Consider the following 19,965-nt stretch of genomic DNA (forward strand, 5'->3'; position numbering starts at 1 on the left):
GTCAGCTCGCCTTGCCCAGCAGCACTTGCAGGTCGAACACCAGACCAGCCTCTTTGAACCTGCCGTAAACCTCGCCCTCGGGTCCGCTGGTATAGCGTCGCCGCAAATCATCTTGAGGTAACTGACCCCATTCCGTCCGCTTCACTCTGGAGAATCCTGAAGCCTTGGGTTTGTCCTGGACTAGGTAGGATGTCGCCTTGTGGATCAATGCTGCCAAGGGAATCTCGGGATACTCGGCCAGCAGCTCGTCAGCCATAGGAATGGCAATATCCTTGGGGATCTCCATTCCCTCGAGCAAGGCCGCCAGCTTTTTGGCCCTATCGTCGACCAGTGGCGCCAGTGGCTTGGATTCTGTAATTCTGTCCAATGACTGTGTAAGGGAGATCAGCTTGCCTTCTATTTCTGGCATCAGAAGGTCATCGTACTTGGCGATGAGTTCCGGCCTGTTGCTCCGCAATGCTGCCAACATGGGATGGACCGGCTTGAACTCATCCTCGTAGACTTTGCGCAGCAACATTGGCTTGATACATTCAGCACCCGTCACTATGGCCCGGATCTGCGCCAGTGCGAACAACTTGATGACGATATCCATGACCCCCTGAGTGAGCTCGTACATGGTCGCCTCAAGCTCATCGTCCAAGGGGTAGGCATTCCGCACCCACTGATATTTCCAAAGCCGTTTCAAGAGCCGTTTCCAGTGATCGTCTCTTGGCAGCCTGTCCCAGCGGATGCTGCCCAAGCCGGAGATACGTCGAGCAGCCCTGAATGTGCGCTGGAAGAACTTGCTGGCCCTGTGTGTGCCCACCTGAATGATGGGCACTCCTATGGTGTTGACCAAAGATACGAAGAAATTGTGCATCTTCTCGGCCCCGCCAGACCGGGCCTCGTTGAGGTTCTGAACCTCATCGATGATCAGTACTCCAAGAGCATGAAGATTGGCGATCTGACACATGCTGGCCAGCAGGCGCTTGGTGCCCAGTTTCTTACGACCATGACTGCGACTGTAATGAGTGCCCAGAACCCTGTCCGCTTGGTTGAAGAAGCTCAGGCAAAGCTCGTCCAGATCGCCATCAATGGGGCAGTCAACTTTCAGGTAGGTCAGCTGAGTGATGTTGTAGTCGTGATGATGGAGGGCCTGGGGGTACATACTCAGGATCCGCTCTAGGGTGCGGGTCTTGCCGCAGCCAGAGCAGCCGAACAGCGACAGACTGCTGGCCGTCGAAGAAACGCTCCGGTAGACCGCAGCCTCTAAATCCTCTTCCTCCACGCGGCGGTAACCGTTTTGTAGGTGGGAATACCAGGCACCATTGGCAGGGTTCCGACCGATGTAACCCTGGCGGATCATCAGGCTGATCTTGGCTTCCAACTCAAGGTGGTGGGTCAGAGGCTGAAAGAAACCATGTAACAGGCGGGCAATGGCGTGGGCCCTGAGCCGCCCGTCAAGGAATGCCTCCTGAGGATCGAAGCTGGGCACAGCCTGAAGTTGGGTAACCACCTCTTGCAGGTCGGGTATGGGTGGCAAGGCGCTGATAAGCGGATTGTCCTGATATTCTGGTAGTTGCTGCTCCAGATATTGGGCCAAGGGGATGACGCCGCTGCGGATCTCGTCAGTCATTGTCCCCCTCCCCGAAGATAAGGTCGCCCAGATCCGGATAGGCATAGTCGTCTGGTTTCTCACCCCTCAGCGGGACCACATCGGCGGGCTTGCCTGACTGCTCTCTCGCAGGTCTGAAGGCCCCTTGGCGACGCTCATGGCGCTTTTCATCCTGCTTGTTCTCGCGGATCTGGGTTCCCAAATCCTTCTTGGACATGCCGGTTTTGATGGGACTGGCATTCTCCGCCAAAGCGGCGATGGCCTCGATCTTCTCGAGTAGCCTACCCCTCTCCTTCATCCCCTCCATGGCAGCGTTGGCATCACTTCTGCGCTCCTCCTTGGACAGCAGCCAGACGTCCCAGAAGGTCATCCCCCGGAAGCGCCTGCTGCGATCGGCGAGATCACAAATCCAGTACTCTTTGAGGTTGTTGGAGGGACGAATGTAGATGTGGTCTGCACTGCGCGGGTCGTAGGCCACCATCACCTTTTCGGGTCTATGGCCTTGCCCCCGGTGGAACCAGCCGGACTTCAGAGCCTCCTGGCAGGTATAGAAGCAACCAAATAGCCTTATACCCAGTTCCGAAACTGTGGCCTGATCATGGGGCAGCAGGTTGATGCGAACCAGATCCTGGGGTGCGACCCGCAACCGGCCCGTCAGGTTACCCAGCCCCCAATGCCACAACCTGGCAGGTATAGCGGGCAGGTCACCGGGTATACCGGCAGTCCTGTCGTATTTACTCAGGACGTGGAAGTTGTTGTGCCAGAGGACACTCGCGATGATGCATTTGGTGAATTCCGGTAGTGTCAGGCTGGCGTCGAGTCTGTAGTCATGGCCACCGCGCTTGCGACTGATGTGACCTTCGACCACGCCGCTAACATAGGGCTTAAAACGTTCCTGTACCGTCCTGAATTGGCGCTCGACAATACCCTTGGCATCCCCACGCCTGGCTGGTGCATTTTCAATGCGAACTCCGAAGGATTCGGCGAACACCTCGACCTTGGTGCCGTTCAGCTCACCTTTGTCCGCCAGCACCACATCGGGCAAGCCCTGCACGGGCCAATCTCCAACGTCAATCTCCACACCATACTGGCGGCAATATTCCACCTTGTCGGCAGTGGTATTAGCCAGGGCCACCATGGCGCTGATCCAGGATGGCCCCTCGAACCCGATGTACATGCCCGTCACCATCCGGCTAAACACATCGTTCACTATGTAAACAACGGGTCTGCCTACGATCAGGCTGCGATCATGATCCGATATCAGGTAGATATCAGCAATGGTGGCGTCGATCTGGTAGCGGTAACCAGGCCCCAGAGCCTCTGTCGTCGACGTCCCCCTGATCGGCCGGATATCCTTGGCGAAATCCACTGCGGATGCCTGGCGAGCCAAAATTTCAGTAAAGTGGTACTCGCGCTTGTAGAAGTAACGAAACTGCTCCACCGTCGGCAGATCATGTGTCGGCAAGTCGGGAAACATAGTACCGAGCAGGCTCAGGCTGGCAGCGTAGACGTCGGGAATCGACGGATGTTTTTCCTTGAGCAGGCGCTCCTCTATGACGCGCCTGAAAATACGCTCAATTTCGGGAGTAACGTTGCTTCCCCGCCCATCTCTGACCATCCTGGGCCGCCCCAGTTTGGCATGGTCCGGTTTGCGTCGCTTACCACGGCCTCCCGAGTTGGCGTAATCCGGCAGCAAGGCATTCTTGCACATGCCCCGTTGCCAGTAGCGCCTGAGAAGCCGGTACACCGTCTGCTTGGTGACACCGTGGCGCTCCATTATGCCTTTGACGATTTCCCCTCTGGCTCGGCGCTCAAACAGGCCGGTGTCACGAATTGTCTCTGCCAGTATTTCCCAGGCCGAATCGCGCTTTTGCTGCTCACTTGACCCATCCTCAACCTCCCGAAGGGTCACATCCAGAAAAGGGTCATCTATGCGTTTCAGCTCCCCGGCTATAAGCAACCCCTCCAGCTCTGCGACTGAAGCCGATTCTGGAAATGCCAAGCTCGAGTCAATATCGATCCAGATGACCAGCTCTGTGTCGCACCAGAGCAAACGTCTGCGTAACTCACCCATCTGGAGCACCAAGTTAACCGGGAACATGGCGTATCTCCTGCTGTTCTTGATGGGGATTGACGGATAGATCACCCGGCTTTAGCTCTCTGTAGAGCTTGTTGATATCGAAGATAAAATAGTGGCGAGCAAGCAACTGACGCAACCAATAGAGTGCCTGCCCTGGTTCAAGCTCGTAAGCCACATCCAGGCTCTGAACAATGCTCGTCAGCGTCTGCTCAGGATGGCGTTGGAACTCGTACAGGAACAAGCTGTAGTAGCGTTCGAGGTCGTTGAGGACAATATCTTCCTCGGCCTGGGCGGGGTAGAGCCACTGGATGTTGGTAAATGCCGTCCGGGAGATCTCCCTCTCGGTGACAATGGCCCAGGAGATCTCTTTCTCTTCCCAGTAACGCCTTTCGAGCTCTAGGCGCTCGATGACTTCAGGTTTCTCGAGGTCTGCGTTGTATTTTGCTTGGAGCGCCATAGCCGGGCGTGTGGGATCGTCGAAGTCCACCAGAAAGTCGGAACTAAGCACCTGCGGGATTCCCTGAAACTTGCCGTGGGGAAGCCCATACGTTTCAGCAAGGCGGACTGTGTCCTCGACCCGAAGGGGAAATTGCTCCCGGATATCGATGACCTTGGGAGACCAATCCAGAGTGAGGAAGACGGCGAGTTCTAAGTCGGAAAGGAGGTGGTGCATGCGTCGGCATTTATTGCCGAACAGGCGGTGGGAACGTCCCAGAGAAGAGACATCCCTGGTGTAGATGAACGGCTTGTAGTCAGATCCCCGGCCTTGACCCCGCCCCTCCTTCAGCCTTCTATCGATCTGAGCCTGAGTCAGGCCCTTGAATGTTCCAGCCATAAAAAAGCCAACGTCCTAGTTGATACCATCAACATAGCGCACGCTGGCTTAGGATGAAACTCTATTTTCAAGGATGAAACTTTATTTGTAGGGATGAAACTTTATTTTCATCCCACATCTTTTTTTATGTCTGACAACGGCTTATTCCACTGTCACGGATTTCGCCAGGTTGCGCGGCTGATCCACATCCGTGCCCTTGATCAGGGCGACGTGGTAGGAGAGCAGCTGCAACGGCACCGTGTAGACGATGGGGGCTATCATCTCTTCCACGTGGTTCAGGCTCATCACCCTCATGGTCTCGTCGCTCTTGAAGCCGGCGTCGGCATCGGCGAACACGTAGAGGATGCCGCCACGAGCACGGACTTCTTCCACGTTGGACTTGAGCTTCTCCAGCAGATCGTTGTTCGGCGCCACCACTATGATGGGCATCTCGGCATCGATCAGTGCCAGCGGGCCGTGCTTGAGCTCACCGGCGGCATAGGCTTCTGCGTGGATGTAGGAGATCTCTTTCAGCTTGAGCGCCCCCTCCATGGCGATGGGGTACTGGCTGCCGCGACCGAGGAACAGGCTGTGGTGCTTGTCGGCAAACTCTTCGGCCAGGGTCTCGATCTGCTTGGCCAGGGCCAGGCTCTCCTTGATGCGCAGCGGCAGGGCTTGCAGCGCCTTGACCAGTTCGGCTTCGGCCTCGGCACTCAGGTGGCCGCGGCAGTGACCGACGGAGGCCACCAGCATCAGCAGGCCGGCCAGCTGGGTGGTGAAGGCCTTGGTGGAGGCGACGCCGATCTCGGCACCGGCCCGGGTCATAAAGGCCAAGTCAGATTCCCGCACCAGGGAGGAACCCGGCACGTTGCAGATGGCGAGCGAGCTCATGTAGCCGGACTCCTTGGCCAGGCGCAGGGCCGCCAGGGTGTCGGCTGTCTCGCCGCTCTGGGACAGGGTCACCAGCAGACTGTTGGGGCGCACCACAGACTTGCGATAGCGGAACTCGGAGGCGATCTCCACGTCGCAGGAGACGCCGGCTATCTCTTCGAACCAGTAGCGGGCCACCATGCCGGAGTTGTAGGAGGTGCCGCAGGCCACGATCTGGACGTGCTCCACCTTGTCGAAGATGGCGCGGGCACCGTTGCCGAAGGACTCGACCACCACGTGATCGCTGCCCAGACGCCCTTCCAGGGTGTTGGTGATGGCCTTGGGCTGCTCGTAGATCTCTTTGAGCATGTAGTGGCGGTACTCGCCCTTGTCACCGGCGTCGTGGGAGAGCTCGGACTCCAGCTCCTCGCGCACCACGGCATTGCCCTGGGTATCGAAGATGTGCACGTCGCGACGGGTCACCTCGGCCACATCCCCCTCTTCCAGGAAGATGAAGCGGCGGGTCACCGGCAGCAGGGCCATCTGATCGGAGGCGATGAAGTTCTCGCCGATGCCGCGGCCGATCACCAGGGGCGAGCCGGAGCGGGCCACCACCACGCGGCTGTCGTCACGGCTGTCCATCACCACAGTGCCATAGGCACCGCGCAGCTGCTTCACCGTGACCTGCATGGCGGCCAGCAGGCTGGGAGCGGATTTCAGCTCGTGGTGCACCAGGTGGGCGATCACCTCGGTGTCGGTGTCTGAGCTGAACTCATAGCCCATGCCCTGCAGCCTGCTGCGCAGCTCTTCGTGGTTCTCTATGATGCCGTTGTGCACCACCACTATATGCTCGGAGACGTGGGGGTGGGCATTGCGCTCGGACGGCTCGCCATGGGTCGCCCAGCGGGTGTGGGCTATGCCGGTGCCGCCGTGGACGGACTGCTCTTCCAGCGCCTTGACCAGCTCGGCCACCTTGCCGAGACGACGCACCCGCTGCAGCGGCTGGTTGGCGCTGAACACGGCCACACCGGCGGAGTCATAGCCGCGGTATTCCAGACGGCGCAGGCCTTCTACCAGGATTTCAGCCACATCACGTTGGGCCACTGCCCCGACGATGCCACACATAGACTTCTCCTCAAGAGGTAAAAACGGAAATTCGTTTGGATAGTTGGATGTTTGGGTCAAACCGCCACTGGGGCGCAGATCAGTGCTATCCCCCTGGCTTGAATCTGTGCTCTGGCCTCGCTGTCCAGCCCCTCATCGGTCACCAGGGTATGGATGCTGGACCAGGGCAGCTCGAGATTGGGGATCTTGCGGCCTATCTTCTCCGACTCGACCATGACGATGACCTCGCGGGACACCTCGGCCATCACACGGGAGAGGCCCACCAGCTCGTTGAAGGTGGTGGTGCCTCGCTCCGGGTCTATGCCGTCGGCGCCGATGAACAGCTGGTCGAAGTCATAGGAGCGCAACACCTGCTCCGCCACCTGACCCTGGAAGGATTCGGAGTGGGGATCCCAGGTGCCGCCGGTCATCAGCAGAGTGGGCTCGTTCTCCAGCTCGCGCAGGGCACCAGCCACGTTGAGGGAGTTGGTCATCACGATGAGGCCGCGCTTGCTGCCCAGCATGGGGATCATGGCGCTGGTGGTGCTGCCGCTGTCGATGATGACGCGGTTGTGATCGCGGATGCGCTCGGCGGCGGCACGGGCTATGGCCAGCTTTCGTTTCGAAACTTGATCCGGGTTGCTGTCCACCACCATCTCGCTCGGCAGGGGCACGGCACCACCGTAACGACGCAGCAGCAGGCCGCCGGTCTCCAGCACGGCCAGATCCTTTCGGATGGTCACTTCCGAGGTGGAGAAGTGCTTGGCCAGTGCATCGACGCTGACTTCGCCCTGTTCCTGCACCAGAGTCACTATGGTGTGACGGCGCTGTTGTGTGTTGCGTTTGGTCATCTTAAAGTTTCGATTCGAAAGAATGGCGAAATATTAATACCTTTTTTGGAAAAATCAAACGGCAAATAGGATCCGATTTGGTTCGATGCCAGAATGGTCAGGCCGATTTATGACGAGGACGCCATGCAAAAACGAGTCATCTGGCTGGTGGAAGATGAGGCCAGCATCGCCGACACCCTGATCTATGCCCTGCAGACCGATGGTTTCGAGGTGGAGTGGTTCCCCCTCGGCCAGCCGTTGCTGGCGCGACTGGAACGGTCGCGACCGGATTTTCTGATCCTGGATGTGGGGTTGCCGGACATCGGCGGCTTCGAGCTGTGCAAGCAGGTACGTGCCCTGACCGACACTCCCCTGATGTTTCTCACCGCCCGCAGCGAGGAGATAGACAGGTTGATCGGGCTGGAGATAGGGGCCGACGACTACGTGGCCAAGCCCTTCTCGCCGCGGGAGGTGTGCGCCAGGGTGAGGGTGATACTGCGCCGCAGCCAGCCCATAATCCCCCAACCGAGCCAATTGCTGGCACTGGACGAGGAGCGGGCCCGCATCTGCTTCCACGGTCAGCCCCTGACCCTCACCCGCTACGAATACCTGCTGCTCAAGACTCTGATGCAGGCGCCAGGCCGGGTCTACTCCCGCCAGCAGCTGATGGATCTGGTGTGGAGCGGGGCCGAAGAGAGCCTGGATCGCACCGTCGACACCCACATCAAGACCCTGCGCGCCAAGCTGCGGGAGCGGGACGCCGAGGCCAATCTTATCCTGACCCACCGCGGGCTGGGCTACAGCCTGGAGCTGGCATGAGCCACGGGGGATCGCAACGGCCAGGCAGGCCAGGGCAGCGGAACCACAGAGGGGGACGGCCATGAGGATAGGGTTGCAACTGCTGTGCGGTCTGGTGCTGATCTTCGCGCTGGCCGCCTGGTTCGTGCTGGAGATCTTCGTCGAGGAGATTAAACCCGGGGTGCGCAGCGCCACCGAGGATACCCTGGTGGACATGGCCCAGCTGCTGGCCCCCCTGGCTCTGGACGATCTGCAGGAGGGGAAGATGGCGGATGGCCGGCTGGCCAGCGCCTTTGCCCGCCTCAACCAGAGCCCCATCAACGCCCTGATCGACGGCCACCTCAAGCAGCAGGCCGAGTACCGCATCTATGTGGTCGACGCCAAGGGCAAGGTGGTCTATGACTCGGACGGGGTGGATCTGGGCAAGGACTATTCCCGCTGGAACGACGTCTACCGCACCTTGCGCGGGGAGTATGGCGCCCGCAGCACCCGCAGCGATCCTGACGATCCCGCCAGTTCGGTGATGCACGTGGCCGCCCCCCTGCGCGAAGGGGACGAGATCCTGGGTTCCCTCACTGTCGCCAAGCCCAACCGCACCCTGCTGCCCATGATAGAGCGCAGCGAGCACCAGCTGTTGCAGGGGGCGGCCCTGCTGCTCTGCCTCTCGCTGCTGATCGGCGCCCTGCTGGTGTGGTGGCTCACCCGCGCCATCGGCAAGCTGGTGCACTACGCCGATGCGGTCAGCCAGGGCCAGCCCGCCAGCCTGCCGAGGCTCCACAGCCCGGAGCTGGACCGGCTCGGCCACTCCCTCGAGACCATGCGCCGCCAGCTGGACGGCAAATCCTACATCGAAGCCTATGTGCACAGCCTGACCCATGAGCTCAAAAGCCCGCTGGCTGCCATCCGCGGGGCAGGGGAGATCCTCGCCGAGGTACCGCCGCCCGAGGTGGCGCGGCGCTTTATCGGCAACATCAATCTGGAGACGGCCCGCATGCAGCAACTGATCGAACGCATGCTACAGCTCGCGCGCCTCGAATCGGGGCAGGGGTTGGACAGACAGGCCATAGCCCCCGCCACACTGGGCAGGCGGGCTCTGGATGCCCGCCAGATAGTCGCTGCCCGTCGTCAGGTAGCCCTGGCGGCAGAGCTCGCCGACGCCCCCAGGCAGAAGTGGGATCCCCTGCTGGTGGAGCAGGCCCTGGGCAACCTGCTGGACAACGCCCTCGATTTCTCACCCGCCGGGGGTCACATCCGGCTAAGCGGCGCCCTGGAGCAGGGGGGCTACAGCTTCCGGGTGCGGGATCAGGGACCCGGCATCCCGGACTATGCGCTGCCCAGGATCTTCGATCGCTTCTACTCCCTGCCCAGACCCGACAAGGGCAAGAGCAGCGGCCTCGGGCTCAGCTTTGCCGCCGAAGTGGCTCGCCAGCACGGCGGCCGGCTGACCCTGGGCAACCAGCCGGAAGGTGGAGTGCTGGCCGAGCTCTGGCTGCCTGCTGGCTAGGGGACTTCACACTGAACACACAGAGCAGGGCTAAGCTGCGCCTCCTCAGATAGGGTCCCGCCCGGACCCGTTGATACGCGTTCTGATGAATCAAGGAGATGTTCATGTCCCGCATTCTGTTGTCCGGCCTGCTTGCCGCCGGCCTCTTCTGTACCTTGCCCGCCAGCGCCACCACGGGCTGCCTGCTGTTTGCCGATGGCAGCGGCAAACCCCTCAGCGCCCAGGGTGACTGCGCCAGCCAGTTGACGCCCGCCTCCACCTTCAAAATCCCCCTCGCGCTGATGGGCTATGAGAGCGGCTTCCTGGTGGATGAACAGTTGCCTGCCCTGCCATTCAAACCCAGTGACCCTGACTTCCTGCCGGAGTGGAAGCAGACCACCACCCCGAGCAACTGGATGAAATTCTCGGTGATCTGGTATTCCCAACGCCTCACCGAGTGGCTGGGAGAGGCGCGCTTCCAGCAGTACGTCGACCGCTTCGACTACGGCAACCGGGAGCTCTCGGGAAACCCGGGCAAGCACGACGGTCTGACCCAGGCCTGGCTCAGCTCCAGCCTCGCCATCAGCCCCCAGGAGCAGGCCCGCTTCCTCGGCAAGCTGGTGAGCGGCAAGCTGCCGGTCTCCGCCGAGGCGGTACACCGCACCAGCACACTGCTGCGTCAGCCCGACATCGATGGCTGGCAGATCCACGGCAAGACCGGCATGGGCTACCCCAAGCTGCTGGATGGCAGCCTCAACCGGGATCAGCAGATCGGCTGGTTCGTCGGCTGGGCCAGCAAGCAGGACAAGAAGCTCATCTTCGTGCACACAGTGGTGCAAAAACCCGGCAAGCAGTTCGCGTCCCTCAGGGCAAAGGAAGAGGTGTTTGCCGCCTTGCCAACAGAGCTGAAGAAACTCTGATCCCCAACCGGCGCATGGCGCCGGTTTTTTTATCCCCCTTCACCCCCACTTCACAGGGCCCCATCCCCGCTTCACCCGACCCCGGCACACTCGACCCCATCAACAAGGAGAGGCGTCATGGTCAAACAGATATTCACCCACAAGATAGTGCTGCTGCTGTTGCTCAGCCTGCTGCTGATGATCCCCGTTCACTCCATCATGGAGCTGAACCGGGAGCGCCAGGCCTACCGCAGCCAGGCCATCCACAGCATCATGGCAAGCCACAGCGGCCCGCAGCGCTTGCTGGGGCCAGTGCTGGTGCAACCCTATACCCGGGCCGTCACCGTCGAGCAGGATGGCAAGCGCTTCGTGCGCGAGGAGCGGGTCTATCGCTACCTGCTGCCGGACAGGCTGGATGTGCGGGCCAGCATGGAGGTCACCCCGCGCAAGCTCGGCATCTATCAGGCCCAGGTCTATCACAGCCGGCTCTCCCTCTCCGGCCGGTTGCCGGCCAGTCTGGCCGACAAGGCGCTGGTGGCTGGCAACCCGGATCTCAGCTTTGACGCCGCGGATCCCGCCCTGGTCCCGGGCAAACCCTACCTCAGCCTGGTGCTGTCCGATGCCCGCGGCATCAGCAGTGTGCCCGAGCTGAAGCTGGGAGAGCGGCGCATTCCGTTCGCCCCCGGCGCCCTGCTGGGTGACGGTCTGGCCGGCATCCATGCTCCGATCGAGAGCTTGCCCGGTGAAGATGGCCGCTTTCACATCGAGTTGAACCTGCAGGGCATGAACGCGCTTGAGGTGGTGCCGATCGGCCAGGACAGCCGATTCAACCTGAGTGGCAACTGGCCCCACCCCAACTTCATCGGCGATTTTCTGCCAGGCAGCCGCATCCTGAACGATCAGGGGTTCGACGCCAGCTGGCAGACCAGCTGGTTTGCCACCGACATGGAGCGGCGTTTCACCCGCATGATGAAGGGGGCGGGGAGCGATTTGCCGACCTTCAGCGTCAGCCTGGTGCAGCCGGTGGATCACTATCAGCAGAACGAGCGGGCCGCCAAATACGCCCTGCTGTTCATCGGCCTCACCTTCCTCAGTTTCTTCATGTTCGAGCTGCTCAAGGGGCTGCGGGTGCACCCCATCCAGTACGCCCTGGTGGGCATGGGGCTGGCCATCTTCTATCTGGTGCTGCTGGCGCTGACCGAGCACCTCGGCTTTGGCTGGGCCTATCTGGTCGCCAGCCTCGCAAGCGTGTCGCTCAACGGCTTCTACCTCAGCCACGTGCTGGGGGGGCCGCGTCAGGGCCTCGGCTTCGCGGCCCTGCTCGGGCTTGTCTACGCCATACTGTTCGGGCTGCTGCAGGCCGAGGAGATAGCCCTGCTGCTCGGCGCCCTGCTGCTGTTCGCCATACTGACGCTTGTCATGGTGCTGACCCGCAAGCTGGACTGGTATGGGGTGATGGGCAACCCGCCACCTTCCTCTTCCCCGAGCCAGGAGAGCTGAAAACAAAACCGGCGCCCTGAGGGCGCCGGTTTCATTTCATTGATCGGGCATCACTTCTTCTTGACCGGGCGGACCCAGTTCTTGATGTGGCGCTGTGGCACCCGGGTGATCACCAGCTCGTGCTCGGCCACATCCTTGGTGATGGTGGAACCCGCCCCCAGGGTGGCGCCCTTGCCGATGCGCACCGGCGCCACCAGCTGGGTATCGGAGCCGACGAAGACGTCATCCTCTATGATGGTCTGGAACTTGTTCACCCCATCATAATTACAAGTAATGGTGCCGGCACCTATGTTCACCTTGGCGCCTATGTCCGCATCCCCCAGGTAGGTCAGGTGACCACACTTGGAGCCGACCCCGAGCCGGGATTTCTTCATCTCGACGAAGTTGCCGACATGGGCATCCTGCTCCAGCACGGCACCGGGGCGCAGACGGGCGAAGGGGCCGACCGAGCACTGATCCGCCACCAGGGCGCCCTCGATGACGGAGTAGGGTTTCACCTCGCTGTGATCGCCAATCTCGCAATCCTTCAGCACGGCGCCTGCCCCGATGCGCACATGGTTGCCGAGTTTGACCTTGCCCTCGATGATGACGTTGACGTCGATCACCACCTCGTCACCTATCTCCAGCGTGCCGCGCAGATCGAAGCGGGCCGGATCGATCAGGGTGACGCCGGCGATCATCAGCTTCTCGGCCTGCATCTGCTGATAGCTGCGCTCGAGGGCCGCCAGCTGGACCCGGTTGTTGGCCCCTTCCACCTCCATGGCGCTGTCCGGATGGACGGCGGCAATGGGACAGCCATCCCCATGGGCCATGGCGATCACGTCGGTGAGGTAGAACTCCCCCTGGGCGTTCTTGTTGTCCAGACGGGACAGCCAGCCACGCAGCTGGGCGCCATTGGCCACCAGCACACCGGTATTCACCTCGCGGATGGCGAGCTGTTCGGCGTTGGCATCCTTCTGCTCGACTATGCCGACTACCTGGCCGTTTTCACGGACGATACGGCCATAGCCGGTGGGGTTGTCCAGCACCACCGTCAGCAGCGCCATGCCGTCGTCGGTCTTGGCGGCCAGCAGCCGTTGCAGGGTCTCGGGCTGGATCAGCGGGGTGTCGCCGTACAGTACCAGCACGTCATCCTCATCCTGCCAGAACGGGATCGCCTGGGCGACGGCATGGCCGGTGCCCAACTGCTGGGCCTGCAATACCCAGTTGAGATCCGGGGCGGCAATCCGCTCCTTGAGCAGCTCGGCTCCGTGGCCATAGACCAGGTGCAACTGTTCGGCACCTATCTGGCGAGCGGTGTCGATCACATGGGACACCATGGGTTTGTTGGCGACAGGGTGCAGCACCTTGGGCAGAACGGAACGCATGCGAGTACCTTTACCCGCAGCCAGGATCACGACGTTGAGAGACATAGCCAGCCTTTGAAACATGAGGAAATGCTCGGCGGAGTCTATCCAACGGGCAAAAAAAAAGCGACCCGAAGGTCGCTTTTTGCATCACCGTGATTAGCGGTAATTCTTTTTGACGATATCGATAACCCGCAGCTGGGCCATCGCTTTGGACAGCTCGGCAGATGCCTGCGCATAGTCGATATCACCATGGGAGCTGTGGATCCGCTCTTCGGCACGACGCTTGGCTTCCTGGGCTTTCGCCTCATCCAAGTCTTTGGCACGAATGGCGGTATCGGCCAGCACGGTCACGGACTCGGGTTGCACTTCCAGCATACCGCCGGAGATGTACAACACCTCTTCGCTACCATTTTGCTTGATCAAGCGGACCAGGCCCGGCTTGATGGCAGTCAGCAACGGAGCATGACCGTGGCGGAGACCCAGCTCACCCTCGGAGCCTGTTACCTGGGCCGATTGCACGCGACCGGAAAACAGTTTCCCTTCGGCGCTCACCACATCCAGGTGAAAGGAGATCATCTCAGCCATGGGCCCTCCTATCGAGGCTTACAGTTTCTTGGCTTTCTCGACGACTTCGTCGATGCTGCCAACCATGTAAAACGCCTGCTCGGGCAGATCGTCGTACTCGCCTTTCAGGATGCCCTGGAAACCACGAATGGTCTCTTTCAGCGGCACGTATTTGCCGGAAGAACCGGTAAATACTTCGGCCACGAAGAACGGCTGGGACAGGAAACGCTCGATCTTACGGGCACGGGATACGGTCAGTTTGTCTTCTTCTGACAGTTCATCCATACCCAGGATGGCGATGATGTCCTTCAGCTCTTTGTAGCGCTGCAGCACGATCTGCACACCACGAGCGGTCTCGTAGTGCTCCTTGCCTACCACCAGCGGATCCAGCTGACGGGAGGTGGAGTCCAGCGGGTCAACGGCCGGGTAGATACCCAGTGCCGCGATCTGACGGGACAGAACTATGGTCGCATCCAGGTGGGCGAAGGTGGTCGCCGGAGACGGGTCGGTCAAGTCATCCGCAGGCACGTAAACGGCCTGGACTGACGTGATGGAACCAGTCTTGGTGGAGGTGATACGTTCTTGCAGAACACCCATCTCCTCGGCCAGGGTCGGCTGGTAACCTACTGCAGAAGGCATACGGCCCAGCAGTGCGGATACTTCAGTGCCCGCGAGCGTGTAACGGTAGATGTTGTCCACGAAGAACAGCACGTCACGACCCTCGTCACGGAACTTCTCGGCCATGGTCAGACCGGTCAGCGCGACGCGCAGACGGTTTCCGGGCGGCTCGTTCATCTGACCGTAAACCAGAGATACTTTGTCCAGTACGTTGGACTCCATCATCTCGTGGTAGAAGTCGTTACCCTCACGGGTACGCTCACCCACACCGGCGAATACAGAGTAACCACTGTGTTCGATCGCGATGTTACGGATCAGCTCCATCATGTTGACGGTCTTGCCTACACCGGCACCACCGAACAGACCGACCTTACCACCCTTGGCGAACGGACAAACCAGGTCGATAACCTTGATGCCGGTCTCCAGCAGCTCGGCGCTGTTGGACTGATCTTCGTAGCTGGGGGCTTCGCGGTGGATGGACCAACGCTCTTCTTCGCCGATCGGACCTTTCTCGTCGATGGGCTCGCCCAGTACGTTCATGATACGACCCAGGGTCGAGGTACCAACCGGTACCTGGATGGCCTTGCCGCTGTTAACTACTTCCAACCCACGACGCAGACCGTCGGAGGAACCCATGGTGATGCAACGAACGACGCCGCCGCCGATCTGTTGCTGAACTTCCAGTACCAGACCCTGGCCTTGGCCTTCGCTGATGACTTTCAGTGCATCGTACACCTGGGGCACGGCATTCTGCGGGAACTCGATGTCCACTACAGCGCCGATGATTTGGACGATGAAACCGTTACTCATGTCAAATCCTCTAAACCTTTGATAACCCTTGCCTTACACCGCAGCAGCACCGGATACGATCTCTGTCAGTTCCTGGGTAATACTGGCCTGACGGGCCTTGTTGTACACCAGTTGCAGATCGTTAATCAGGTTGCCGGCGTTGTCAGTCGCGGCTTGCATGGCAACCATTCGGGCTGCCTGTTCACTTGCCAAGTTTTCTACCACGCCCTGGTACACCTGGGATTCGACGTAGCGAATCAACAGGGTATCCAGCAGCTGCTTGGGATCCGGCTCATAGAGGTAATCCCAGTGGTGTTTCTTGGCGAGCTTGCTGTCTTCTGTTACGGGCAAAGGCAGCAGTTGATCGACTTTTGGTTGCTGAACCATGGTGTTGACGAACTTGTTGTACACCAGATACAGCCTGTCAATCTCACCGTTGTCGTAAGCCTTCAGCATGACCTTGACTGAACCAATCAGGTCATTGACGCTCGGGTTGTCACCCAGTCCGGAGACATGGGCTTTCACCTTGGCGCCGTGCCGCTCAAAGAAGTTGGAGGCTTTGCTACCGATCAGTGCCAGGTCAACCTTGGCACCTTTCGCGCTCCATTGCTTCATATCGTTGAGGGCGGCTTTGAACAGGTTGATGTTCAGGCCGCCACACAGGCCACGGTCGGTGGAGACGACGATGTAACCCACTCGCTTGACCTCACGTTCGATGAGGTAGGGGTGCTTGTATTCCAAGTTCCCCTGAGCGATATGGCCGATCACCTTGCGCATGGTTTCAGCGTACGGACGGCTGGCAGACATGCGTTCCTGCGCACGGCGCATCTTGCTGGCTGCCACCATTTCCATAGCGCTGGTGATCTTCTGAGTGTTTTTCACACTCCCGATCTTGTTACGTATCTCTTTTGCGCCGGCCATCTCTTCTCTCCATCAGGTGGCAGCTTGCGCTGCCACACACGCTTACCAGGTCTGGGTTGCCTTGAAGCTATCCAGCAACGCAGTCAGCTTGCCAACGATCGCGTCGTTGTAGTCGGCCTTGGCATTGATTTCAGCCATCAGCTCAGCATGCTGGGTATTGGCGTAAGAGAGCAGAGCGGCTTCGAAGTCGACGATTTTGCTCAGTTCGACATCGGCGAGGTAGCCCTTCTCGGCGGCGAACAGCACCAGAGACTGGTGAGCCACGCTCATCGGAGAGTACTGCTTCTGCTTCATCAGCTCGGTCACTTTCTGACCATGGTCCAGCTGCTTGCGAGTCGCATCGTCCAGATCGGAAGAGAACTGGGCGAAAGCTGCCAGCTCACGATACTGGGCCAGCGCGGTACGGATACCACCGGACAGCTTCTTGACGATCTTGGTCTGAGCGGCACCGCCCACACGGGATACGGAGATGCCCGGGTCAACCGCCGGACGAATACCGGAGTTGAACAGCTGAGTGGTCAGGAAGATCTGGCCATCGGTGATGGAGATCACGTTGGTCGGAACGAACGCAGACACGTCGCCGGCCTGGGTTTCGATGATTGGCAGCGCGGTCAGAGAACCGGTCTGGCCAGTCACGGCACCCTTGGTGAACTTCTCGACGTACTCGACGTTGACGCGGGAAGCACGCTCCAGCAGACGGGAGTGCAGATAGAAGACGTCGCCCGGGTAAGCTTCACGTCCTGGCGGACGGCGCAGCAGCAGGGAGATCTGGCGATAGGCTACGGCCTGCTTGGACAGGTCATCATAGATGATCAGCGCGTCTTCACCGCGGTCACGGAAGTACTCACCCATGGAGCAACCGGCATAGGGAGCCAGGTACTGCAGGGCAGCCGCTTCGGAGGCAGAGGCTACGACCACTATGGTGTTGGCCAGGGCGCCGTGCTCTTCCAGCTTGCGCACCACGTTGGCGATGGTGGAGGCCTTCTGGCCAATCGCAACGTAGACGCACTTAATGCCGGAGTCTTTCTGGTTGATGATGGTGTCGATCGCGATGGCGGTCTTACCAACCTGACGGTCACCGATGATCAGCTCACGCTGGCCACGACCGATAGGGATCATGGCATCGATGGCTTTCAGACCGGTCTGGACTGGCTGGTCAACAGACTTACGCTCGATAACGCCCGGGGCAATGACTTCGATCGGCGAGTAGCCGTCGTTGTCTACCGGACCCTTACCGTCGATCGGCTGACCCAGGGTGTTGACCACCCGGCCCAACAGACCACGACCGACCGGCACTTCCAGAATACGGCCGGTACCTTTTACTTTCATCCCTTCCGCCAGGTTGGCATAGGGACCCATGACAACGGCACCAACGGAGTCACGCTCCAGGTTCAATGCCAGAGCGAAGCGGTTACCCGGCAGCTCGATCATTTCACCCTGCATGGCATCGGCCAGACCGTGGATACGAATGATACCGTCGCTCACAGAGACGATGGTACCTTCGTTACGCGCTTCGCTTTTGACATCAAACTGCGCAATGCGCTGCTTGATCAGCTCGGCGATTTCAGTGGAATTCAGTTGCATGCTCTAATACCCCAATCAAGATTGCAGCGCGTCGGCCATGCGATCCAGCTTACCGCGGACCGTGCCGTCGATAACCAGATCACCGGCCTTGATGAGCACCCCGGCCATCAAGGACGCATCGATGCTGCAATTCAGCTTCACTTTGCGCGCGAGACGTTGTTCCAGAGAAGCCTGAATAGCGGCCTTCTGCTGGTCGGTCAGTTCGATCGCCGAAATCACGTCAGCCTGAACTTCTTTGTCCAGTTCAGCCTTGAGCGCGACATATTCAGCAACGACAGCCGGCAGCACACCCAAGCGGCCATTCTCAGCCATCACCCGGATCAGGTTCTGACCATGCTCGTTGAGCTGCTCACCGCAGACACCGACAAACAGATTTGCCAATTCTTCGGCGGCCACGGAGCCGTTTACCAGGTCATGGATGGTCTCGTTCTCGGCCACTTGTGCGGCGAAACCGAGCATCTCCAGCCATTGGTCAACCGCCTTGTGCTCAACGGCAAACTCGAAAGCAGCCTTGGCGTAGGGGCGAGCGATTGTAGTCAGTTCAGACATAGCCCCGTTCCCGTTACAGTTCTGCTACCAGTTTGTCGACGATGTCGCTGTTGGCAGCCTGGTCGATTTGGCGTGCCAGGATCTTCTCTGCACCCGCGATGGCAAGAGCAGCAACCTGCTTGCGCAGTTCTTCTTTGGCACGATGACGTTCAGCTTCGATCTCTGCACGGCCCTGAGCCAGGATTTTTTCCCGCTCTGCTTGAGCTCCGACAGCGGCTTCATCAATGATCTGGGCCTTGCGTTTGTTGGCCTGATCGATGATTTCAGCAGCCTGAAGCTTGGCTTCTTTCAGCTGATCGGTGGCGTTGGCCTTGGCCAAATCCAGATCTTTCTTGGCACGTTCGGCAGAAGAGAGACCATCAGCAATTTCTTTCTGACGGGCTTCGATGGCAGCGATCAGCGGCGGCCATACGTACTTCATGCAAAACACTACGAAGATGAAAAAAGCAATTGCTTGGCCGAGGAGGGTGGCGTTGATATTCACAGCCGATGTCCTCTTAAGTTAGTTAATGGGTTCTGCGTGAGTCGTGACGACTTAGGCAACCGCAAACATCACATACAGACCCAGACCAACGGCGATCATCGGGATCGCATCCACCAGACCCATGACGATGAAGAACTGGGTACGCAGAACAGGGATCAGGTCCGGTTGACGAGCAGCACCTTCCAGGAACTTGCCACCCAGGATACCGATACCGATGGAGGCGCCGATAGCCGCCAGACCCATCATCATTGCAGCAGCGATGTACAGCAGGTCCATGTTCAAGTTTTCCATGAGGATCTCCATTTATTTAGATGTAATTGATTGTATAAAAAGGATTATTTGAGTTGCATCAACCATGGTCTTCTTGCGCCATCGACAGATAGACGATGGTCAGAACCATGAAGATAAACGCCTGCAAAGTGATGATCAGGATGTGGAAAATTGCCCAAGGCACGGACAGGATCCACTGTGACCACCAGGGTAACAAACCCGCAATCAGGATAAAGATCAGTTCGCCAGCATACATGTTGCCGAACAGTCGCAGACCCAATGAAACAGGCTTGGAAATCAACGTGACGGTTTCAAGGATGAAGTTAACCGGGATGGCAGCGGGATGGTTGAAAGGCTGAAGCGTCAGCTCCTTCACGAATCCACTGATACCCTTGACCTTGATGCTGTAGTACAGGATCAAGAAGAACACGCCCAAAGCCATGGACATGGTGATGTTAACGTCAGCAGAGGGAACCACACGCAGATAGGGAACACCCATCAACTGTGCAGCGTGAGGGATAAAGTCAACGGGGATCAGATCCATGAAGTTCATCAGGAAGATCCAGACAAACACTGTCAGTCCCAGCGGTGCGATGACCGGGTTCCGACCATGGAAGATGTCTTTGACGTTACCATTCACAAACTCGACCAGCATCTCCACAAAGCACTGCAGCTTACCGGGCACACCGCTGGTGGCCTTGACGGCTACGCGGCGGAACGACCAGATAAACAGGGCGCCTAGCAAGACGGAAAATATCATTGAGTCGATATTCACCGTCCAGAACCCGGACCCGACTTGCAGGTGGGTCAGGTGGTGGGAGATATATCCCTGAGGAGTCAGGACTTCTCCGGTTGCAGACATGAG

Annotated in this window: 18 protein-coding genes; 4 read left to right on the forward strand and 14 right to left on the reverse strand. The window is 59.4% G+C overall.

Features of this window, described 5'->3' with window-relative positions:
- Window position 1: 1 nt before the first annotated feature.
- The 5 genes from ACFWHB_RS21305 to ACFWHB_RS21325 form a co-directional block, all read right to left on the reverse strand.
- The gene (locus ACFWHB_RS21305) at window positions 2-1,615 is read right to left on the reverse strand and encodes an ATP-binding protein (protein ID WP_395949204.1); all 1,614 of its coding nucleotides are present in this window, start codon (window positions 1,613-1,615) and stop codon (window positions 2-4) included.
- Window positions 1,608-3,695 (reverse strand): Mu transposase C-terminal domain-containing protein, encoded by a 2,088-nt coding sequence (locus ACFWHB_RS21310; protein ID WP_395949205.1) that lies wholly within the window; start codon window positions 3,693-3,695, stop codon window positions 1,608-1,610. The genes ACFWHB_RS21305 and ACFWHB_RS21310 overlap by 8 nt, the downstream gene beginning before the upstream one ends.
- Window positions 3,682-4,509 carry a TnsA endonuclease C-terminal domain-containing protein gene (locus ACFWHB_RS21315; protein WP_395949206.1) on the reverse strand — a complete coding sequence of 276 codons (828 nt, stop codon included), beginning with the start codon at window positions 4,507-4,509 and terminating at the stop codon, window positions 3,682-3,684. The genes ACFWHB_RS21310 and ACFWHB_RS21315 overlap by 14 nt, the downstream gene beginning before the upstream one ends.
- 141 nt (window positions 4,510-4,650) lie before the next feature.
- On the reverse strand, window positions 4,651-6,483 hold the full coding sequence (gene glmS, locus ACFWHB_RS21320) for a glutamine--fructose-6-phosphate transaminase (isomerizing) (protein WP_395949208.1): 1,833 nt from the start codon (window positions 6,481-6,483) through the stop codon (window positions 4,651-4,653).
- 56 nt (window positions 6,484-6,539) lie between these two features.
- Window positions 6,540-7,313: a DeoR/GlpR family DNA-binding transcription regulator gene (locus ACFWHB_RS21325; protein WP_025328856.1), complete on the reverse strand. Its 774-nt coding sequence runs from the start codon at window positions 7,311-7,313 to the stop codon at window positions 6,540-6,542.
- 123 nt (window positions 7,314-7,436) lie between these two features.
- Here ACFWHB_RS21325 and blrA point away from each other — a divergent pair, with 123 nt between their 5' ends.
- From blrA to creD, 4 genes are all read left to right on the forward strand, one after another.
- Entirely contained in the window at window positions 7,437-8,111 is a 675-nt protein-coding gene (blrA, locus tag ACFWHB_RS21330) for a beta-lactam response regulator transcription factor BlrA (RefSeq protein ID WP_395949209.1), read from the forward strand.
- 61 nt (window positions 8,112-8,172) lie between these two features.
- The gene (gene blrB, locus ACFWHB_RS21335) at window positions 8,173-9,594 is read left to right on the forward strand and encodes a beta-lactam sensor histidine kinase BlrB (protein WP_395949210.1); all 1,422 of its coding nucleotides are present in this window, start codon (window positions 8,173-8,175) and stop codon (window positions 9,592-9,594) included.
- 104 nt (window positions 9,595-9,698) lie between these two features.
- Window positions 9,699-10,493: a class D beta-lactamase gene (gene blaOXA / locus ACFWHB_RS21340; RefSeq protein ID WP_395949211.1), complete on the forward strand. Its 795-nt coding sequence runs from the start codon at window positions 9,699-9,701 to the stop codon at window positions 10,491-10,493.
- A gap of 117 nt (window positions 10,494-10,610) precedes the next feature.
- Window positions 10,611-11,972 (forward strand): cell envelope integrity protein CreD, encoded by a 1,362-nt coding sequence (creD, locus tag ACFWHB_RS21345; RefSeq protein ID WP_395949212.1) that lies wholly within the window; start codon window positions 10,611-10,613, stop codon window positions 11,970-11,972.
- 50 nt (window positions 11,973-12,022) lie between these two features.
- On the opposite strand, the gene glmU is transcribed toward creD, so the two are convergent.
- The 9 genes from glmU to atpB form a co-directional block, all read right to left on the reverse strand.
- The gene (gene glmU / locus ACFWHB_RS21350; protein ID WP_395949213.1) at window positions 12,023-13,384 is read right to left on the reverse strand and encodes a bifunctional UDP-N-acetylglucosamine diphosphorylase/glucosamine-1-phosphate N-acetyltransferase GlmU; all 1,362 of its coding nucleotides are present in this window, start codon (window positions 13,382-13,384) and stop codon (window positions 12,023-12,025) included.
- A gap of 93 nt (window positions 13,385-13,477) precedes the next feature.
- On the reverse strand, window positions 13,478-13,906 hold the full coding sequence (locus ACFWHB_RS21355; RefSeq protein ID WP_162520132.1) for a F0F1 ATP synthase subunit epsilon: 429 nt from the start codon (window positions 13,904-13,906) through the stop codon (window positions 13,478-13,480).
- Window positions 13,907-13,924: 18 nt separating this feature from the next.
- Window positions 13,925-15,313, reverse strand: coding sequence for a F0F1 ATP synthase subunit beta (atpD, locus tag ACFWHB_RS21360; protein ID WP_042651591.1), 1,389 nt, complete (start codon window positions 15,311-15,313; stop codon window positions 13,925-13,927).
- 33 nt (window positions 15,314-15,346) lie between these two features.
- Window positions 15,347-16,213, reverse strand: a complete 867-nt coding sequence (atpG, locus tag ACFWHB_RS21365) for a F0F1 ATP synthase subunit gamma (protein ID WP_041206629.1) — start codon at window positions 16,211-16,213, stop codon at window positions 15,347-15,349.
- Between the two features lie 42 nt (window positions 16,214-16,255).
- Window positions 16,256-17,797 (reverse strand): F0F1 ATP synthase subunit alpha, encoded by a 1,542-nt coding sequence (gene atpA / locus ACFWHB_RS21370; RefSeq protein WP_005326253.1) that lies wholly within the window; start codon window positions 17,795-17,797, stop codon window positions 16,256-16,258.
- Between the two features lie 15 nt (window positions 17,798-17,812).
- The gene (gene atpH / locus ACFWHB_RS21375) at window positions 17,813-18,346 is read right to left on the reverse strand and encodes a F0F1 ATP synthase subunit delta (protein WP_106885386.1); all 534 of its coding nucleotides are present in this window, start codon (window positions 18,344-18,346) and stop codon (window positions 17,813-17,815) included.
- A 13-nt stretch (window positions 18,347-18,359) separates the two neighbouring features.
- Window positions 18,360-18,830, reverse strand: coding sequence for a F0F1 ATP synthase subunit B (gene atpF / locus ACFWHB_RS21380; RefSeq protein ID WP_025328867.1), 471 nt, complete (start codon window positions 18,828-18,830; stop codon window positions 18,360-18,362).
- Between the two features lie 51 nt (window positions 18,831-18,881).
- The gene (atpE, locus tag ACFWHB_RS21385; protein WP_010672265.1) at window positions 18,882-19,121 is read right to left on the reverse strand and encodes a F0F1 ATP synthase subunit C; all 240 of its coding nucleotides are present in this window, start codon (window positions 19,119-19,121) and stop codon (window positions 18,882-18,884) included.
- A 58-nt stretch (window positions 19,122-19,179) separates the two neighbouring features.
- Window positions 19,180-19,962, reverse strand: coding sequence for a F0F1 ATP synthase subunit A (gene atpB, locus ACFWHB_RS21390; RefSeq protein ID WP_025328868.1), 783 nt, complete (start codon window positions 19,960-19,962; stop codon window positions 19,180-19,182).
- Window positions 19,963-19,965 lie beyond the last annotated feature (3 nt).

Origin of the sequence: Aeromonas mytilicola subsp. aquatica (genome assembly GCF_044336385.1) — a bacterium.
In the GTDB taxonomy this organism is placed as follows: Bacteria; Pseudomonadota; Gammaproteobacteria; order Enterobacterales; family Aeromonadaceae; genus Aeromonas; species Aeromonas rivipollensis.

Excerpts from the sequence above, each read along its gene's own strand:
- ACFWHB_RS21310 (WP_395949205.1), bottom strand. The coding sequence starts at position 3,695 with ATGTTCCCGGTTAACTTGGTGCTCCAGATGGGTGAGTTACGCAGACGT.
- ACFWHB_RS21315 (WP_395949206.1), bottom strand. The coding sequence starts at position 4,509 with ATGGCTGGAACATTCAAGGGCCTGACTCAGGCTCAGATCGATAGAAGG.
- glmS (WP_395949208.1), bottom strand. The coding sequence starts at position 6,483 with ATGTGTGGCATCGTCGGGGCAGTGGCCCAACGTGATGTGGCTGAAATC.
- ACFWHB_RS21305 (WP_395949204.1), bottom strand. The coding sequence starts at position 1,615 with ATGACTGACGAGATCCGCAGCGGCGTCATCCCCTTGGCCCAATATCTG.
- glmU (WP_395949213.1), bottom strand. The coding sequence starts at position 13,384 with ATGTCTCTCAACGTCGTGATCCTGGCTGCGGGTAAAGGTACTCGCATG.
- creD (WP_395949212.1), top strand. The coding sequence starts at position 10,611 with ATGGTCAAACAGATATTCACCCACAAGATAGTGCTGCTGCTGTTGCTC.
- ACFWHB_RS21325 (WP_025328856.1), bottom strand. The coding sequence starts at position 7,313 with ATGACCAAACGCAACACACAACAGCGCCGTCACACCATAGTGACTCTG.
- blrA (WP_395949209.1), top strand. The coding sequence starts at position 7,437 with ATGCAAAAACGAGTCATCTGGCTGGTGGAAGATGAGGCCAGCATCGCC.
- atpE (WP_010672265.1), bottom strand. The coding sequence starts at position 19,121 with ATGGAAAACTTGAACATGGACCTGCTGTACATCGCTGCTGCAATGATG.
- atpD (WP_042651591.1), bottom strand. The coding sequence starts at position 15,313 with ATGAGTAACGGTTTCATCGTCCAAATCATCGGCGCTGTAGTGGACATC.
- blrB (WP_395949210.1), top strand. The coding sequence starts at position 8,173 with ATGAGGATAGGGTTGCAACTGCTGTGCGGTCTGGTGCTGATCTTCGCG.
- atpH (WP_106885386.1), bottom strand. The coding sequence starts at position 18,346 with ATGTCTGAACTGACTACAATCGCTCGCCCCTACGCCAAGGCTGCTTTC.
- ACFWHB_RS21355 (WP_162520132.1), bottom strand. The coding sequence starts at position 13,906 with ATGGCTGAGATGATCTCCTTTCACCTGGATGTGGTGAGCGCCGAAGGG.
- blaOXA (WP_395949211.1), top strand. The coding sequence starts at position 9,699 with ATGTCCCGCATTCTGTTGTCCGGCCTGCTTGCCGCCGGCCTCTTCTGT.
- atpA (WP_005326253.1), bottom strand. The coding sequence starts at position 17,797 with ATGCAACTGAATTCCACTGAAATCGCCGAGCTGATCAAGCAGCGCATT.
- atpG (WP_041206629.1), bottom strand. The coding sequence starts at position 16,213 with ATGGCCGGCGCAAAAGAGATACGTAACAAGATCGGGAGTGTGAAAAAC.
- atpB (WP_025328868.1), bottom strand. The coding sequence starts at position 19,962 with ATGTCTGCAACCGGAGAAGTCCTGACTCCTCAGGGATATATCTCCCAC.